This is a genomic window from Abyssibius alkaniclasticus, assembly GCF_020447305.1.
Classification (GTDB): Bacteria; Pseudomonadota; Alphaproteobacteria; order Rhodobacterales; family Rhodobacteraceae; genus Abyssibius; species Abyssibius alkaniclasticus.
Window position 1 is genome coordinate 2,036,586 of sequence record NZ_CP095732.1, and the last position, 17,188, is coordinate 2,053,773.

Consider the following 17,188-nt stretch of genomic DNA (forward strand, 5'->3'; position numbering starts at 1 on the left):
CTACTGGGGTCGGGCTCAAAATGGCTCTCTCCGCGCCAATGTTCTCTGAAGCTGATGACTGCGGAGTTTTGGTGTTCAGCCTTAAGCCATTGTTTCACCACGACTATCACGAACGGAGATTTTGACCGTTTCGAAATTCTACTCGCTTTGCGGAGGGAACAAAGATCGAATTCTCGATTTGGTGCCTGCATTGAATCCAGCGCCGCCAGGATCATCCGCCTGCGCTTACTGACCGGTGCGGTGTTTGTCAAAGGTGTTGTCCGCCGATTTCATGCGGCGTCTCTGATTTCGGGGGCGCTGATTTCGTTTTCGGGGTTCAGCCAGACGGGTCCGGCGGGTTGCCAGTTGCGGGTTTTGCCTGACCAGCGTTCTGGGTTTTGCGCACGCGCATTTGCATAGAGCATGGCGCGGTTTGCCAGCGTTGCGCGGTCATGGCCAGCGTGGCGTGCGCCCGGGGTGACGAAGCGAATGGCGCTGTGCAGATGCTCGCCGTTATACCAACTGGCGAAGGATTTTACCCAAGCCTGAGCATCTATTTTTGTGGCAAAGCCCTTGCTCGGCCAGTCCGGGCGGTATTTGCAGGTTCGGAACAGAGCCTCCGAGAAGGGATTATCATTGCTGACGCGCGGGCGGCTGTACGACGCGGTGATGCCAAGTTTCTCCATGGTCGTTTTCATTGTGGCACCCTTCATGGGGCTACCATTGTCGGCGTGCAGAACGAGCGGTTGCATAAAGCATCCCTCGGCCAGCACTGCCTGCCGGATCAGGACGGCCGCCAGGTCTGCACTTTCGCGCTCATGAACTTCCCAGCCGACGATCTTGCGGCTGAAGATATCCACGATCAGATAGAGATAGAAGAACATGCCTGCCACCGGCCCGGGCATCCACGTGATGTCCCAGGTCCAGACCTCACATGGCGCACTGGCCAGATAGCTGGTGGGTGGTTTGCGCCGGACTGGGGGCTTGGCTCGGCCACGGTGATGCTGCTGACCATCCGCGCGCAGGATGCGGTAGAAGCTGGACTCGGATGCCAGATACCGCCCCTGATCGGCCAGTTTTGGCACGATCTGGCTTGGGGGCAGACTGCTAAATTCCTTTGAATTACATAGCGACAGCACCGCCGCACGTTCGGCAGCGCTCAGCTTGTTCGCGGGTTCCGGGCGCGGCACGAGGGGCCGTTGATCGGCGTGAAGCTGGCCGTCTTTCGTCCAGCGCCGCAGAGTGCGATCGCTGATTTCCAGCTCGGCACAGGCCTTGGCGCGCTGCACGCCGGCGGTAACGGCATCTTCGATCAGCATCGTTGCTGTTTGGCGATGTGGGGTGCTGATCATGCGTCCTCTCCGTCCCCCCAGATCGCTGACGCCTTTTTTCTGAGAACCAGAAGCGCTGCGGTTTCGGCCAATGCGCGGTCTTTGCGGGCAAGCTCGCGCTCCAGACCCTTGATCCGCTTTTTTTCTTCCTTGGTCGCCTGACCCAGACGGGCAGTGCTCGCACGGTCCCAGTCATTTGCCTGCTCGCAAGCCGATCGCCACGCCGCGATCTGCGCCGGATAGAGTCCGCGCTTGCGGCAGAATTCGGCCAAATCAGTTTCGTTCAGTGCCGCCGTTTCCAACACCGCCGCGAACTTGTCGCGCGAAGACCAGCCCTCGGGACCCGCGTCAGCATCGGGCAGAAGCTGTCCCTTGCGCCGCGCCTCAGCCCGCCAGTTGTGCAACGTCGCCTCAGAGATTCCTTCCTCCTGCGACAGCTGCCGAATGGCCATGTTGTTCGGTGGCAGCATACGCTTCAGCACAGCTGTCTTTCGTTCCGGTGAATATCCCACGTCATCGTCCTATCCCGCCCACCTGAGAAATAGAGGAAAAGTAGAGCAGCGGACAACATCCCTGACAGAGGGGGGGTGCCCGTTGCGGCGAGGCCCGCACCACCACCTTCGACTAATTCAATCTCGATCTGGCGATCTGGACCAAACAGGACGCCTATTTCAAACAGCACCGCGTGCCGATCTCGCATGAAGCCGTCGCGTTGATCCGGTTGCGTGGCGATGCGGTGCCGAAGGGCTGCCCGTTCCTATTCCCCGGCGATGTCCCGGGCCAGCCGGTCGTTGATCTCAAACGGTTCTGGGAGCGGATGCGGGTGCAGGCCGAGATCCCAGATGTCCGCATCCACGACCTGCGCCACACCTTCGCTTCGCTGCTGGTATCCGGCGGCGCCTCACTGGAAATGATCGGGCGGCTGCTCGGCCACACCCAAATTGGCACCACCCAGCGCTACGCCCACCTGATCGACTCGCCGCTGCGGGCCGGGGTAAATGCGGTGGGGGAGATGTTGAAGCCCCGGTTGAGGGTGGTTGGAGCTGGCCGTGAATAGAGGTCGTCGCGAAAATTTGGCCGAATCTTAAAGTTCGCAATAAAAGGCTACGATTGTTGCCATTGAATTGCCAAAAAAATCAGTTGTCCTCGTCCATAGTGGCTTCCTCATCAAATTCGTCGCTCTCAACGAACGAAGAAAACTCTTCCGGCTCAATACCAACAATCCGAATGAAGACCCGTCGTTTAGAAATATCGAAATCAAACTGTAGAAAGTCTTTGTTGGTAACGCCCAGCGCTGAAAAAGCCTTTGCAAAACCAGAGGCGAAGCCATTATCAATCCTCACGCCCCCCAACTGCAAGCCATCGACAGTTTGAAGGCGCCATTCTCCAGAAGTCAGATTTAATACGAACGTAGGGACTGCATGTGAACCAGCGTTGATCGTTGGGCGGTCTGCCTGAAAATGCCACCACAGTGTTCCAGCCTTTGACCAACCAGAAGTTGCATCGAACCTGCTTTCACGAATTTTTTCCTTGAGTTGCTCAATGGTGCCGGGATCAACATCCTGACCAACTAGAGAAAAAACACCAGTTGCTAGTTTTACAACCAATGGAGAATAGCTCAAATATACATAGAAGCTATTCGCGTTCATACCCAATTCGTCGAGACAATAGTCTTCTAATTCTTCCCTTGTCAAAGGACTGCCTAACGCTTCGAACGCATAGACTAGGCCTTGATCGTTAACGCCAAGATCAGCTTTCTCTAAAGAAGCCTCTGCCACAGCAATCCGATCTTGAAGCACCGCGATCTCATAAAATTCGAGGAGTTTACCAAGTGCCTCGGGGGGCGGTACAAAGCTCACACGAACGTGCCGCAATAGGGCTGAACGCAGTTCGTTGATTTCCACCGATTGCGATACAGAAAATATCCTTGCTGCGACGTTCGCCAGGGCTCTTTCGGGTTCCAGTTGTCTGTCTCATGTCCCACTCCTCGGTGGTAACGATGAGCCAACAACCCTCTCTTATCAAATCGCCCTATTTGGACCCATAGGCGCTGACGTCAGACACATGGGGGAGCCAGCTTCACAGCCGGATCGACGCGGGGTTTGAGAGTTTTCCACGCGCGAAATCATAAGACGTAGCGAGGATTTTCAATGCTGTTTCGATCTCGGCTGTGTCCCGCGCGGCGAACACCATGACGGCGGTTGCGGGGATCTTGCCTGAGGCCACCATCGGGTGCGGCTCGCCCCATCCTTTGGCGAACAGTTCAAGCGTACATTCGATTGGCAGCATCAGATGCATGGAGCCGTCATAATGCGGATGCACATGGGCAAACTCATTTCCCACCATAAAAGATTCTCGACAGCCGTGGGCATGATCATGTGCCAGCCAAAGAGCTTCGGCTCCGGGGACAGAAATAATGCTGGGGCGACGCTCGACAAAGGGAAAATCAAATGCGCGCTTTTTGAGCTCTTGATAGGTACTGGCGTCGGGGTTTTGGCTTACCTGCTCGTGAGGCGCGCAATCGGTAGTCTCTGGTCGCGGGCCGATGCGGGGCGTCAGTTCAAACATTTCCAGCCTTTCTGGTTTATATGGTTAGGACCCCAGAGCCTTGCGGACGTCCGGTGCAACGCGGGTTCCCAGGATCTCGATCGCGTTCATCAGGGATTTTTGATCGAGCCGCCCGATCGCCATCTGAATGGTAATCCGTGTAAAGCCGAAAATTTCATGATGGGCGAGGATCTTGTCGGTCAGTTCTGCGGGGCCGCCCACGAACAACGCGCCGCTGGGGCCGCTCATGGTATCAAACTGTTCACGGGTTGCCGGGGGCCATCCGCGTTCTGCGCCAAGTCGGGTCATGACCTCATTATGCGGGCCACTGTAAATGTCGCGGGCGGCTTGACTGGTTTCGGCCACAAACCCATGCACATTCAGTGAGGTTTCAAGGATGGCCGGGTCGTGCCCGGCCTTGGTGGCGGCAGAGCGGTAAAGATCGAACAAAGGCGCAAACCGCACAGGTTCCCCGCCAATTATACCAAGCGCAAGCGGCAGGCCAAGTTTTCCGCCGCGCACCGCCGATTGAGGCGTTCCCCCGATACCCAGCCAGATCGGCAGCTTGCTCTGATAGGGACGTGGATAGACGCCCTGATGATCGACCGCAGGCAAATGTTTTGTGCCGGGCCAACTTATGTGTTCGGCTTCGTTCACCATCATCAATAGCCGGAGTTTTTCAGCAAAAAGGCCGTCGTAGTCATCCAGCGCATGACCAAACAGCGGAAAGGATTCAACAAAGGCACCGCGCCCGACCATGATTTCGGCGCGCCCCTGGGTCAGGTTGTCCAGCGTCGAAAACTGTTGAAAGACGCGGATCGGATCATCGGAACTCAGCACGGTAACGGCGCTGGAAAGGCGGATGTTTTTGGTTTGTGTTGCCGCCGCTGCCAGCGCCACAGCAGGATTTGAAACTGCATAGTCGGGGCGGTGATGTTCGCCAACGCCGAACCAATCCAGCCCGACCTGATCGGCCAGCACGATTTCCTCAACCAGATTGCGCAGCCTTTGGGAAGGGCTGACGCTGCCAGCTTGATCGGCGCCCGACTCTGCGCCCGACTCTGCGAATGTGTATATGCCTATTTGCACGATATGGCCTTCTTTGGGGCGGGGGCGAATGCCTCGCCCCCGCAGATATTTCCGTGGATTCTAAACGCCAAATAGGGCCCGAACAGGTGCAAACGCCTCCTTCCACGAAGCGCGCGCCTCAAGCCGTTCGATCCAGGCCGCGACGTTCGGGAGATCGTCAAGCGAGATATCAGACTGCACACGGTACATGAATGTCGAGGCCAGCGCGAAATCCGCAACGCTAAGATCGCCCGCGATCCAATCCTTGCCCGCAAGGCCGAATTCCAGCACTGCTAGGAACTGATCTACGTTCTTCAACTCGGCGTCTATGACGCTTTGATCCGCCTCTCCCATGCCGAACTTCGCTTTCAGGAACCGCTCGAACGACAACTTTTGCATTGCCGGACCAAGGTGAATTGTCTGCCAGTAAAGCCACTGATCCACCGTTGCCCGGGCCTTTGGGTCGTCGGGATAAAGACCGCGCTCGGGTTTCTTGCTTGCCAGATAGGAATTGATGGCGCGGGATTCCCATATCACGAAATCGCCGTCTGCCAGCACCGGCACCTTGGCATTGGGATTCATCGACAGGAATTCCACGCTGCGGTTGTCGCCGCCGCGTATGTCGACCTCGATGATCTCAAGATCGATCCCCAGTTCCAGGGCAACCGCCCGCACCCGAAGGGCGTTGGGCGAGAAATTGGCGTTGTAAAGCTTCATCATGGTTTCCTTATTGCGCCGGTGGGGTGAGCAGGGCCGCCTTGTTGGCAATCAAGAAATCACGCGCCGACTGGCCGGCCTGTCCGGTCAGTTTTTCCAGATCACCCGTTGCAACACTCAGATAGTCCTTGGCCATCGCCTCGTCGAAGGACGCAAAAACCTTTGCCATGAACTCTGGCAAGCCAGCGCCGATCATTGCCTGGACCAGATCGTCGGTTGAGATCGGGATATAGGGGATATCCTTGCCCGAGATTTCCGACAGGAAGGCCGCGATGTCGCTTTGGGAAAGCGCCGCGGGGCCGGTGATGTCCAAAACGCTTGAACCGGTTTCCTGCATCAGGGCCGCTGCAGCGGCGCGGGCGCAATCGGCGCGAGTAACATAGCCGGTTTTCCCCTCAGCGGCAGCGGCGAAGTGTTGCCCCATTCCAATGCTTTGCCCACCACCCATCAGCACCAGATCGGTGTAAAGGTTGTTGCGCAGGATGGTATAGTCGACACCGGTGTCCTTGATTAGCGCTTCGGTGTCGCTGTGATCTTTGGCGAACGTGATCGGGCTTTCCTCAACCGGGTTTGTCAATGACGTATAAACGATATGTGTGATCCCTTCCTTCGTCGCGGCTGCAACGGCGTTTTTATGCGCTGCCAGTCGCTTGCCTGGTTCCAGATCGTCGGTCGAAATGATCAGCAAACGCTTGCCACCCGCAAAAGCCGCGCTCAACGATGCGGGGTCGTTGAAATCACCCTTGCGGGCCTCAACTCCCTTGTCAGCCAGATCGGCCAGCTTTTCCGGCGAACGGGAGACGGCGATGATCGGACCGGCACCGGCCGCAATCAGATTGTCGATGACCTGTCGGCCAAGTTGGCCGGATGCACCGGTGACGATGAAAGGGCCGTTTTGAATGTTTGTCATTGGGTATTCCTCGATTTTTCGGGTTGGATTTGGATGTTCAAGCGTCTGATGGGATTCAGCCAAAGGTAAACGCGCTTTCGACTGCTCCGAGCACGTGATCCTCCAGCGTTTTCACGCCTTTGTCGGCAAGGGCGGCCCCCGCGACAACATGCAGCGGAATCAGATGTTCTTCGCGCGGGTTGGCATCGCGGGCACCAGGGGCGGCGTCCCACCGAGCCAGCATTTGATCACGCTCTGCTGGATCGGTGCGGGTGGCCGCATCGCTTAGCCAGCGGTCAAATTCCTGCCCGTTCACGGAATCGGTTGCACCACCCCGCATCGCATGCATCATTTTTTGCATGTTGTGATAGGTGTTGCCCGAACCGATGATCAGAACACCTTCATCTCGCAACGGTGCCAGTGCCCGCCCGACCGCAATATGCGCAGTTGGGTCAAGATCACTTCGCAAGCTAAGCTGCACACAGGGAATGTCTGCCTGCGGAAAGGCCACCTTGAGCGGGATGAACACGCCGTGATCGTAACCGCGCGCCTCATCAACGGGGCAGGGGAACCCGGCCGCCTCGACCAGCGTCTGCACCCTGTCGGACAGCGCGACATCGCCGGGCGCGGGCCAAGTCAGTTCGTAGGTGTGAGGTGGAAACCCGTTATAATCGAACAACAGCGACGGGGCCGGGTTTTTCTGCACCGTAAATTGCGGCTCTTCCCAATGGCCTGAAATCACCAGCAACGCCTTGGGGGCTTCCGGCAATGACGCGGACACATCGGCAAGGAACTCGCGCTGCCGGTTCCAGGTTTCTGGCGGGTCCCAGTCCATGAAGAAACAGGGGCCTCCACCGTGTGGAATGAACATCGTTGGCATTCGGGTCATGTACTGCATCCTTTCGTCTTTATTGCGAGCGAAGCCTGACGATCCAGCCCGCCTATGGTTGCTAAGATTCCGGTTACGCCGCGCTATTCAGCAAATCACCGTAGGGCGATTTCTTTTCGCGAACCCGGTTTTGCGTCAGGAACGATATGATCAGTGCCGCCCATGCGATGATCGCCGGCGGCCAGCCCGGATCGCCCGCAGCTATATGCGCTGAAGCGGCCAGCAACAGGTGCCAGAACATCGCCGCATAGGCGAAATCGGACAGGAACGTCGACGGGCGCCAAAGGATGACTACGGCCGCCACGATCTTTAGGATGGCCAACGGCCATATTATGTAGGTTGGGTACTTCAACAAGCCCTCATACATTCCCGCAACCATGTCATGCGCGGTGATGTAAAATGTCGCCCCGCCCAGATAGACCAACGCAACCAACCCGGTTGCCGCCCAGTATGTAATTTTCACAGATTTTTCGCTCATTTCGACGTCCCCTTTTTTTGTAATATTTGCCTGGGCATTCTTCCGAATGGCTCACCCTTGCTAGGTTTTGCTATTCGCTCTAGTATTATAAAGCGTCTTAGTTTTGAAAGAAAAGTAGGCACTGAAAAGTAACTGCCCTTGGAGAACCTCAAAATGAAACAAACAACACCGCCCGCGTGTCCCATGGACTCCATTCTGCGCTTGCTGATGGGGCCGTGGACAACTTATATTCTCTGGGTCCTCAGCGATGGTGGGCCACAACGTTTCGGGGCGCTGAAACGGGCTGTACCGGGAATTTCAACCCGGGTGCTGACGGAGCGGTTGCGAATGTTGCAGACGGCCGGTGTGATCTGGCGCGATCAGACGCAAACGATCCCGCCCGCGGTCACCTATGGTTTAACAAAACGAGGCAACGATCTGCGCCAAGTGCTGGAATCCTTGGGCGAAATCGCGCAGCGTTGGCAGGCCGAAGGCGCGTTTGGAACGGGCGACGTGGCGGCAGAATGATCGATTCGACGGTCTGCTGGTCCAGCAAAGCCGGTTCGTTCCGTCCCGCATCCTCCCAGTTCATTGACGGCGCAGCGAATGCCCGGACTGAATCTTGGGCTGTTGCAAGGTAGGGAATGACGGCTTCCGTGAAGTTACGCCGCGCCGCCGCGAATTCGATGCTGCTACAGCGAAGACGATTTGGATGTTCGCGTGAAATCCTGCTGCGGCAGCATCAGGCCGCTCAGTCCGCATAGCCGACCTCCGGCCGAGTAGGGATGCTGCGTAGAGCACAAACGACCGCTTCAGAGAAGCTGCGCTGCGGTATCCCTACCGCGCCTGATTGTCAGCTTTGGCCGCTCATGTTGGTTCAGGCTGATCGATCAGGACATCTCTGATGGGTCGAGTTCGGCATGGTCCCGGCGGAGAGTCCTACCGATTTGCGCGCGCGCAAAATTGACTCCTGTATTGACCGATGGTTGTGCGACATTGGAGCACAAGGGTGACGCGGGCGGGGAAGGTTTCGAAGCGGGTCAACAATAGGTCAACCTGCCTAACTACTTTGTTCCCCGTTTGGGCCCGTCCGCTGCGGTCGGCTGCGGCAAGGTGCGGTTAGAAAACGACGCCAGTTCAAGGGGTTACCGCGTAACCAGTTGAAATCAAAGGACAGGCGCCTTCCCGGAAGATTCGGCTCATAACCTGAGGGTCACTGAACAGGACTGAGATGCTGCTGCGCCGCCCATTCTGATGGAAATGGTCCCAGCAGATCAGCTAGATTCAAATCCGACGCCTGCCGTCCCTTGATGATCGCCTCCACGATGTTGGGCGCCAACAGGCTCAGGCGCAGCACTCGCGTCATGTAAGTAACCGCGATCTCTTCATGTTCGGCAAGTTCGGCGGTCGTCGCGAACTGCCCACTTTCCAGCATCCGCTTCCAGCGGAACGCGCGGGCCAGCGCCTTGACCAAGGTGTTGTCTATCTGGCGTTGGTTGGATGCCCCGTCCGGCAGCTGCATCTCCTTGCGGCCGCCTCGCTTCACGAGGCGGAACGGGATGTGCACTGTCACTGTTTCCGTCACTGGCGTCGCGCGGTTCATGCCGCGTACCCCACTTCGGCCATCATTTCTCGTGCCAGACCGGTCAGACCGTCCATCCGGAGGCTAACACTCAGGCCATCGGTGCCGATATCGATCCGTTCGATCAACAGTGCGGCGATGCGTGCCTGCTCGGCGGGGAACAGTTCGTCCCACAGCGGATCAAGATGGGTTAGCGCGTCACGGGCGTTGGCCTCGGTGATATCGCCATCCTCCGAGCGGGCTGCTTTCCACGTTCCGGCCACGATTTCGGGCTGGCGGAACACGGCGCGGAGTTGATATATGACGGCGGCCTCGATTTCGCCTGCCGGAACACGGCCGACCGGACAAGAGCCCGCGCCGTGCTTCAGCACTGATTGACTGACGTAGTACCGGTACAGCCGACCGCCCTTGCGGGTGTGTGTCGGCGAGAAGGCCGCCCCGTCGGGGCCGTAGAGCAGACCTTTCAGCAGCGCAGGAGTGTCGGCGCGTGTGCGCGCGGCGCGCTTGCGGGGGCTTTCGGTCAGGATGGCGTGGACTTTGTCCCAGACATCCTTGTCGATGATGCCATCGTGCTCGCCGGGATAACTGTCGCCCTTGTGTACGGCCTCACCGATGTACGCGCGGTTGTTCAGCAGGCGATACAGGTACTTCTTGTCGATCCGGTTGCCACGGCTGGTCTGGATACCGCGCGCCGCCAGTTCCCGCGCCAATTCCGTGCCCGATCCGATCTCGATGAACCGGGCGAAGATCCAGCGGATGTTGGCGGCATCGGCCTCCTTGATGACCAACTTTCGGTCCTTCACCTCGTAGCCCAGAGGTGGCACGCCACCCATCCACATGCCCTTCATACGGCTGGCGCGGACCTTGTCGCGGATGCGTTCGGCGGTTACCTCGCGTTCGAACTGGGCGAATGACAGCAGGATGTTCAGCGTAAGCCGCCCCATGGAGGTGGTGGTGTTGAAGGACTGAGTGACGGATACGAAGGTGACGCCATTGCGGTCAAACACCTCTACCAGCTTGGAAAAATCCATCAGTGAGCGCGACAAGCGGTCGATCTTGTACACGACGACCACGTCAACCAAGCCATCTTCGACATCGGCCAGCAGTCGTTTCAGGCCGGGTCGTTCCAGCGTGCCGCCGGAAATGCCGCCATCATCATATTGATCGCGGACCAACACCCAGCCTTCTGACCGCTGACTGGCGATGTACGCCTCGCAGGCCTCTCGCTGGGCGTGGAGGCTGTTGAATTCTTGCTCAAGACCTTCCTCCGATGACTTCCGGGTATAGACGGCGCAGCGCAGTTTTCTGACGATGGGTTTGGTCATGCGCCCCTCCTGTGATTTTTCAGGCCGAAGAACACCCAGCCGTTCCAGCGCGTGCCGGTGATGGCGCGGGCAATGGCGGACAGCGATTTGTAAGGTCGGCCCTGCCAGTCGAAACCGTCAGACGTGACGGTGACGAGATGCTCAATGCCCTGCCATTCACGGATCAGCCGTGTACCTACGATGGGCTTCAGGTCAGCGCGGATGCGGCTCTTCTTGCGGTCGCCACCGTCCAGCTGTTCGCCGAGAGCTTCCAGCCGCTTCACAGTTTCCGGCTTCAGGCCACCATAGGCCAGTTCCTGGATGCGGTACGCGAGGCGGCTCTCGAGGTAGCGACGATTGAACGGCGGCGGCTCGATGTCGAACAGCTCACGCCATTGCGTCTTCAGGTCTGGCGTTGGCGTTGTCTTCAGCGCGGCCAGGCGGACGGGAATGGGGTCTTGTTTGGTCATGTGTTTCTCCGGTGAGTTGGAGTTGCATGACGCCATTCGTCGGCCGGATAGTGTAGGCAACTTTCTCTTCTATTCTCAGATACCTCCGCCCGATCGCGCATCCGCAGGCGAACCAGCCCGATAGCCAGCAGGCCACACAAATCGGCACGGCGTTCCGCCGGGGTCATCTGGTCCGCTGGGAGTGGGTTGGGTCGTTTCATGTCTCTGGCAGCCGTGATTGGTGATGTTGTTACCAATCAAAAGCCACCCCGAAGCCCCTTGTGGGACATGCCGCACCCTGTGGCTACCTATAAGCGCGAACAAGTAGTGAACATCACCTCTTGCGAAAGAAAGTTTCGTCAACGATTATCCGAGGTTGAATCAGGTAGAGAGCAAACATTCGTTGAGGTGATTTCATGGCGCGCAAAGCAATTCCGGTCGGTCCCAATATTCTTGCGTTGATCGAAGATGCGCGTATCGATCTTGCCCGAGCAGCACTTGCCGTCCGAGAGGGCGAAAACGAGCCAGATTTCGCCCTGCCAGATAACCCATCTGACCTGACAGATGACGATGCCGTGGAGGCGTTTCGGCTGGACCTCATCCAAACGCTCTCTGAATTTGATCAGGATGAACTGCGACCGGCAGAGCAGCGATCACGTAGAATTCGGGCGCTCGCAGACGGAAAGGGCGTGACCTCCCTCACGACGATTATCAAGCAGCAACTCGATGATACGCAGTCGCAGGAGTTCGACCGACAACCAGACCAGATCTGCAGAAGCATTTGGACCTATCTCAATGCGCGCGAAACGTTTGAGGACGCGGAAAGCTTTCATTTTGCTCGACAATTTCGTGAGCACGGAAAGCTTTACGACGCCTTCGAGGTCGAGCTTGAAAATCATGTAGCCCTCGATGCGACCGCAATCGACGAGACGGCACTGGCGGCCAAGATCAAGGGGGTGCTCGAACTGAAACCCGAGATTTCCTGCACGGTGAAAGCGCTCGATCTGCCCGCCACTGAAACACACGCCGCGTCCATCATGCTGATCGTCCGGCATGGCGGGCCGCTGTCCAGCGTCTATGACCATCGACACGACGGACGCAGGGGAACCATCTATTATCGACCACCCAACGAGGCGACGCTGATCTACACGCCATCGCTTCGTCAGATCGAGGTCTGTGCGGACAGCCCGGTGGTTCGCCAGACAGTCAGCGACTCGTTCGCCGAAGTTGCCCTCGGCCACGACATCTCCCAGAAACCTCTGACCTGGAAGCGCTATAACCTCTCGCGGTTTCGTACCTCGCTTCGTCTGCAGCCGCCGGAAATCGATGGCTATGCATTCGCGTTTGCCCGCGTCGTGGAAGCCGAGATCCGGCTCGGGATCTGGCGCCGCAAGCTGCAACTGAAGGTCGCCGTCGATGACGACATTGAAGAGGTGGCGGACAAGTATCTGGGGACCAGAAACATATTCCGCCGTGCCGAAGCTTTCAGTCGGATTGCCATTGCTGTCGCCTACAACCGCGTCGGCGATGACAAGGAGCGGGCGCTCAATCTCACGATCTCCGGCACGAAGAGCTGTAACCTGCAAAGCAAGACGGATCCCGAAGAGCGCGCCCTGGGATTCGCTCTCTTGAAAGAATGGGGGATCCTGAGCGCATTCCGGCAGATCGCGCCCGATGACCTTCAGGCAATCTTCCCCCAACTGGTGCAACTCCATGACCGCGTTGAAGATGACGTCAGCGGAGGATACTTGCTGGAACTCGGGCTCGACGCCAGTCGCCTGATCGAGGGTGGGCTGCTTGAGCGCCGCGACCGTCAGGATGTGGTCCTGATCGACGATGACGGCCTCGACGGGGAAGGCACCGTGAAGCCGTCGGCGACAGAGGGCATGGTCAACACGGTGGGCCCGTTCGGCGAGGACGCAGGCAAGCGACCGGTGTCGGATGTCGAGATGTTCGCGATTAACGGCCAATGGCTTCACGAGACCCTCATGCGGCTGATAAAGCCGCTCTTGAGCAAGCGAACAGCCCAGATCCTAGACCCGGACCTGACCCTGCTCGGCGCAATGCAGGTGGATGGTGCCGAGGTGCCCGTCTATTTCGCCAGGCGCCTGAATGACCCGAAAACTGCCCAAAGGCTTGACCTGGCCTTGCGCGCGCGGAACACAGCTGGCGTCGGCATCATCCTCGCGGCCAGTGAGGAAATGCCATCGCATCTCGGCTCCAACGTGGTTGTGCCACTTCTGTCCCATCTCGCATCGGCGGACGAGGAGATCCTGTTCGCCCGCGACGGCATCGAACTCGCATATCGAAACAACCTTTCGCTCGCACGCGGGGGCGTGTCACCGCGGGTTGTCCGGACAGGTGCGCAGTCTGGCACCCTGTTCATTCCAGGCAAGGAGCCGCTGCACCTCACCGGGAACGATCAACTTACAATCTTCGAACGCCTTGTTGTCGCCGCCGGGAAAGGCAGCCCCGATATTCAGGTCAAAGCGCTGATGGAAGGCTTCGAATCCAGAAGCCCCCAACAGACGTTCCGGAAGAATACGTGGGACAGCATCCGGGACGTCTATATCGGCAAGGGTGCAAAGAATGGCTACTGGCGTCTGATGCTCGCCGGGCAACCGACCGAAGGTGTCTCCGATGCGCTGGTCGAAGGGCCCGTCTAACGTCGGTCTAACATGCGCCGGGAGACGGTCTAACAAATCGTTGATTATTGGAAAGGCTCACTCATCAGAGGAGCACTTCCATGCCGACTCCCGATACTTCCCGCCAGCCCGCCCAGATGAGCTGGGCCGGTGGCGCAAAATCAAAACCCAACCCTTTGAGCCCGGAATGGCGCTGCACGCGCTGTGACAAGCTGCTCGGCGTCTGCCGGGACGGCCGCATGCACCTGCGTTTCGCGCGGGGCCACGAGTATTTCGTTGGCTTTCCGGTCGTGGCCACCTGTCGGGGCTGCGGAACGCTGAACCAGGCGCAATCACCTGCGCGCTAAGGCGCGCATCTCACCAATTTCCTGAAATCGCAGAGACGCACGACGTCCTGACCTGGCCACGAAAAGGCGCTGGACGCCTGGCCGCAAGGCAGGCGTCCAATGTCTATCGCGTGGCACGAGATCCGTGATCACCTCATGTTTTCTTCATCAACTCTCGGTTTTCAAAACACCTTCGATGCTCTGCGGCGCAGCAGCGAACTGCTCGCACATTTCGCTGATCCCGCCGCTTTGCTGGACACGCTGCACGTCGGTGGCCGTGCGCCGGACGAGAAAAACCAGCTGCTGGTCGCGCTGGTCAGGGTCGCGCAGTCTGGTGGCGAGACCGCCGATTGTGCCCTGACGCTGATGCTGCTGGCGCTCTGGCCGGGGCTGGATGCCGTTCGGCGCAGATCGATCTGGCGCAGGATCGGCACCGGCGACGAGATTGCATCCGAAATCCTTGCACGAGCTTCCGAGGCCATTCGGGGTCTGGATCTGCAGCGCGTCAATTGGATCGCGGCAACCATCCTGCGGAACATCGAGCGGGACCTGATCAGAACGCGTCAACGCGAGGACAGGCACCAGAGCCTGCGCTGTGAGGCCGATACCAACGAAATCCCGGCCGACGGTGAGGTGCTGTCGGGTGACGCCATTCCCGAACTGCTCCACCGCGATCTCGTCCGCATCGTCGGCACGGATGCGGATCTGGTGATCCGTGTGGCCATCGACGGGTTCTCTCAATCCGAGGTCGCGACCGAACTGGGGCTGTCTGAGGCGGCGACGCGCAAACGCTATCAGCGGGCGACCCGGCGTCTGCGCGACGTCCTGCAAGAATTTCGCTGATCGGGTGTCCCGATCCCTGCGGTGCGGTGGCTTTTCCCATTCAGACGCCACCGCGCGCCCCACTCAAACCGAAAGTCGACCCGCATGATCCGCAAAGCCGACCTCTTGTCCGCAGACCTCAAGCGCATCCCCGGCCTCTACCGCCGCTGGGAGCTGCCGGAAATCCTGAAGAACCAGCGTGCATACCGCATCGAGAATGCCGGTGCCCACCAGGATGGGACGCCTCTCGTGGCGGTCTACGCCGACGCCGACACGGGTCAGCCGGACGACCAGCACAACGCCTCAAACCAAGACACCGAAGCGGTCTCGGTCCCCGCTGGGACGATGTCGCGGCGGCCTGAGTAGAGGCGAAAGGAGGAGATCATGTTCATGGGAACCACACCCTTTATTACGGTTCGCGCCAGCCGACCGCTTTCCGAGATCGAGTTCTGCGCCTGGGTGGCGCAAGCCGTTCCCGGCGACCGGCTGGAATACCATCGCGGCTTTCTGGTGCTCGACATCTTCCCTGTGTTTTCAGGGCTGCCGGATGCGGCGCGGGCCGAATTGAGCAGGCTTGGATCGCGGGCCTTCTGGGCCGCTGAACTTGGTCTCGTGCATCTCGTGCAGGAGCGCGTGGGCCCGGATCAGTTCGCCTACATCGCCGTCGCCCGGCCCAAGCCCAAAGCCGCTGCCGTCTCGCTGTCCGAGCTGCTGCTCGCCGAACAGGGCGAGCCCTGCGACGCCACCGGTTCGAGACGCAGGGCGAGCGCGTGATGCCCGCATTTCAATCCCTTTTCACCGATCACGGAGACCATTTCATGCCATTCCCCGAGAACACCCCCACGCCTGACGATCTGCCATCTCTCAGCGCAGCGGAAATCGCGGCCCTGCCGGTCGAGTTGCTGGCGATCCTGCAGCGCGAGATTGACGAGCGCCTGAAGCGCGACAAGGCCGCCAAGATCCGCTTCGATGCCGGACTGGCTGTCCGCTACGCCACCCGCGCCGCTGAGGAACGCCAGGTTCAGGCCAAGGACACCGGCACAGTCCGGTTCGATGACGGCGATTTCACCGTGGTCGCTGATCTGCCGAAGCGGGTGGATTGGGATCAGGACCGACTGGCCGACATGGTCGCGCGGATCGAGGATGCCGGGGACGATCCTGCTGAATATGTCGATCTCGCCTACAAGGTGCCGGAGCGCAAATACGCCGCCTGGCCCGAGGCCATCCGGCAGGGTTTCGAGCCCGCACGCACCGTCCGGCCCGGTACGCTGAAGGTCGAGATCCTCGCGCAGGGGGCTGACCAGTGAGCCTCCCCATCATCAGTGCTGATCAACGACTTGTGGAGCCGCGTGGCATCAAGGGCTGTATCTTTGGGGTCAGTGGAATTGGCAAAACTTCCCTCCTGTGGACGCTCGATCCCGACCGCACGCTGTTCATGGATCTCGAAGCGGGCGATCTCGCCATCGAAGGCTGGGCGGGTGATAGCATCCGGCCGCGCACTTGGACGGAATGCCGGGATTTCACGGTGTTCATCGGTGGGCCCAACCCAGCGCTACGCGATGAGCAGCCCTATAGCCCGGCGCACTATGCCGCCGTTTGCGACCGCTTCGGCGATCCTGCAGCACTCGATCGCTACGACACCATCTTCGTCGACTCGATCACGGTCGCGGGTCGGCTGTGCTTCGGGTGGTGCAAGGGCCAGCCCGAAGCGATGTCTGAAAAGACCGGCAAGCCGGATGTGCGCGGTGCCTACGGTCTGCATGGCCGCGAGATGATCGGCTGGCTGACCCATCTCCAGCACACGCGGGCGAAGAACGTCTGGTTCGTCGGGATCCTCGACGAGAAGCTCGACGACTTCAACCGCAAGGTGTTCCAGCCGCAAATCGACGGCTCGAAGACAGGCCTCGAGCTGCCGGGGATCGTCGATGAGGTGATCACCATGGCGGAGTTGAAGTCCGACGGCGGCGATCCGTATCGCGCTTTTGTCTGCAAGACGATCAATCCCTGGGGCTTTCCGGCCAAGGATCGCTCCGGTCGTTTGGCACAAGTCGAAGAACCCCATCTCGGCCGCCTGATGGCGAAGATCCGGACGCCCGCAGCCCCGGCGACGGATCGCCTGACCTACGCCCCGCCGCCTGCCGATCCGGCCGGTGACGACCAATCCCAACCGCAATCCTGAAAAT

General features: G+C 59.2%; 19 protein-coding genes and 1 pseudogene. 9 read left to right on the plus strand and 11 right to left on the minus strand.

The features are described from left to right. Nucleotides 1-269: 269 nt before the first annotated feature. A protein-coding gene (locus LGT41_RS10180; protein WP_235952743.1) for an IS3 family transposase occupies nucleotides 270-1,780 on the minus strand; the annotation gives its coding sequence in 2 pieces (ribosomal slippage) (nucleotides 270-1,354 and nucleotides 1,354-1,780; 1,512 coding nt in all). Between the two features lie 116 nt (nucleotides 1,781-1,896). Here LGT41_RS10180 and LGT41_RS10185 point away from each other — a divergent pair. Beyond that, nucleotides 1,897-2,367, plus strand: a pseudogene (locus LGT41_RS10185) (site-specific integrase); the annotation flags it as partial. A 79-nt stretch (nucleotides 2,368-2,446) separates the two neighbouring features. On the opposite strand, the gene LGT41_RS10190 reads toward LGT41_RS10185, so the two are convergent. The 7 genes from LGT41_RS10190 to LGT41_RS10220 all read right to left on the minus strand — a co-directional run bounded on the left by LGT41_RS10190 (nucleotide 2,447) and on the right by LGT41_RS10220 (nucleotide 7,898). Further along, nucleotides 2,447-3,169, minus strand: coding sequence for a hypothetical protein (locus LGT41_RS10190; RefSeq protein ID WP_274126770.1), 723 nt, complete (start codon nucleotides 3,167-3,169; stop codon nucleotides 2,447-2,449). 220 nt (nucleotides 3,170-3,389) lie between these two features. Continuing rightward, complete coding sequence (locus tag LGT41_RS10195; RefSeq protein WP_172321815.1) at nucleotides 3,390-3,878, minus strand: luciferase domain-containing protein; 489 nt, start codon at nucleotides 3,876-3,878, stop codon at nucleotides 3,390-3,392. A gap of 24 nt (nucleotides 3,879-3,902) precedes the next feature. Next, entirely contained in the window at nucleotides 3,903-4,946 is a 1,044-nt protein-coding gene (locus LGT41_RS10200; protein WP_172321814.1) for an LLM class flavin-dependent oxidoreductase, read from the minus strand. A gap of 60 nt (nucleotides 4,947-5,006) precedes the next feature. Beyond that, nucleotides 5,007-5,645 carry a glutathione S-transferase family protein gene (locus LGT41_RS10205; protein WP_148057196.1) on the minus strand — a complete coding sequence of 213 codons (639 nt, stop codon included), beginning with the start codon at nucleotides 5,643-5,645 and terminating at the stop codon, nucleotides 5,007-5,009. 7 nt (nucleotides 5,646-5,652) lie between these two features. After that, a complete protein-coding gene (locus LGT41_RS10210; protein WP_274126771.1) occupies nucleotides 5,653-6,615 on the minus strand; it encodes an NAD(P)H-binding protein in 963 nt (320 codons plus the stop codon). Further along, on the minus strand, nucleotides 6,608-7,420 hold the full coding sequence (locus tag LGT41_RS10215) for a DODA-type extradiol aromatic ring-opening family dioxygenase (RefSeq protein ID WP_148057198.1): 813 nt from the start codon (nucleotides 7,418-7,420) through the stop codon (nucleotides 6,608-6,610). Before LGT41_RS10215 ends, LGT41_RS10210 begins: the two co-directional genes overlap by 8 nt. 73 nt (nucleotides 7,421-7,493) lie before the next feature. Further along, nucleotides 7,494-7,898, minus strand: a complete 405-nt coding sequence (locus LGT41_RS10220) for a DoxX family protein (RefSeq protein WP_148057199.1) — start codon at nucleotides 7,896-7,898, stop codon at nucleotides 7,494-7,496. 153 nt (nucleotides 7,899-8,051) lie between these two features. Between LGT41_RS10220 and LGT41_RS10225 the strand changes: the two genes are divergently transcribed. Then, a complete protein-coding gene (locus LGT41_RS10225; RefSeq protein WP_274126772.1) occupies nucleotides 8,052-8,405 on the plus strand; it encodes a winged helix-turn-helix transcriptional regulator in 354 nt (117 codons plus the stop codon). 685 nt (nucleotides 8,406-9,090) lie between these two features. On the opposite strand, the gene LGT41_RS10230 is transcribed toward LGT41_RS10225, so the two are convergent. Genes LGT41_RS10230 through LGT41_RS10240 form a run of 3 tightly spaced genes read right to left on the minus strand, consistent with a single transcriptional unit; the run spans nucleotide 9,091 to nucleotide 11,233 of the window. Further along, the gene (locus LGT41_RS10230; RefSeq protein WP_172321813.1) at nucleotides 9,091-9,480 is read right to left on the minus strand and encodes a hypothetical protein; all 390 of its coding nucleotides are present in this window, start codon (nucleotides 9,478-9,480) and stop codon (nucleotides 9,091-9,093) included. Continuing rightward, on the minus strand, nucleotides 9,477-10,784 hold the full coding sequence (locus LGT41_RS10235) for a recombinase family protein (protein WP_172321812.1): 1,308 nt from the start codon (nucleotides 10,782-10,784) through the stop codon (nucleotides 9,477-9,479). Before LGT41_RS10235 ends, LGT41_RS10230 begins: the two co-directional genes overlap by 4 nt. Next, complete coding sequence (locus LGT41_RS10240; protein WP_172321811.1) at nucleotides 10,781-11,233, minus strand: DUF2924 domain-containing protein; 453 nt, start codon at nucleotides 11,231-11,233, stop codon at nucleotides 10,781-10,783. The genes LGT41_RS10235 and LGT41_RS10240 overlap by 4 nt, the downstream gene beginning before the upstream one ends. Nucleotides 11,234-11,628: 395 nt before the next feature. Between LGT41_RS10240 and LGT41_RS10245 the strand changes: the two genes are divergently transcribed. From LGT41_RS10245 to LGT41_RS10275, 7 genes are all read left to right on the plus strand, one after another. After that, nucleotides 11,629-13,878, plus strand: a complete 2,250-nt coding sequence (locus LGT41_RS10245) for a hypothetical protein (RefSeq protein WP_274126773.1) — start codon at nucleotides 11,629-11,631, stop codon at nucleotides 13,876-13,878. A gap of 80 nt (nucleotides 13,879-13,958) precedes the next feature. Continuing rightward, nucleotides 13,959-14,204 carry a hypothetical protein gene (locus LGT41_RS10250; RefSeq protein ID WP_274126774.1) on the plus strand — a complete coding sequence of 82 codons (246 nt, stop codon included), beginning with the start codon at nucleotides 13,959-13,961 and terminating at the stop codon, nucleotides 14,202-14,204. Between the two features lie 99 nt (nucleotides 14,205-14,303). Next, complete coding sequence (locus LGT41_RS10255) at nucleotides 14,304-15,026, plus strand: RNA polymerase sigma factor (RefSeq protein ID WP_274126775.1); 723 nt, start codon at nucleotides 14,304-14,306, stop codon at nucleotides 15,024-15,026. Nucleotides 15,027-15,110: 84 nt separating this feature from the next. Then, the gene (locus tag LGT41_RS10260) at nucleotides 15,111-15,371 is read left to right on the plus strand and encodes a hypothetical protein (protein ID WP_214647555.1); all 261 of its coding nucleotides are present in this window, start codon (nucleotides 15,111-15,113) and stop codon (nucleotides 15,369-15,371) included. 18 nt (nucleotides 15,372-15,389) lie between these two features. Next, nucleotides 15,390-15,779 (plus strand): hypothetical protein, encoded by a 390-nt coding sequence (locus LGT41_RS10265; protein ID WP_274126776.1) that lies wholly within the window; start codon nucleotides 15,390-15,392, stop codon nucleotides 15,777-15,779. Between the two features lie 44 nt (nucleotides 15,780-15,823). Further along, nucleotides 15,824-16,312 carry a hypothetical protein gene (locus LGT41_RS10270; RefSeq protein WP_274126777.1) on the plus strand — a complete coding sequence of 163 codons (489 nt, stop codon included), beginning with the start codon at nucleotides 15,824-15,826 and terminating at the stop codon, nucleotides 16,310-16,312. After that, complete coding sequence (locus tag LGT41_RS10275) at nucleotides 16,309-17,184, plus strand: ATP-binding protein (protein WP_274126778.1); 876 nt, start codon at nucleotides 16,309-16,311, stop codon at nucleotides 17,182-17,184. Before LGT41_RS10270 ends, LGT41_RS10275 begins: the two co-directional genes overlap by 4 nt. Nucleotides 17,185-17,188: the final 4 nt, after the last annotated feature.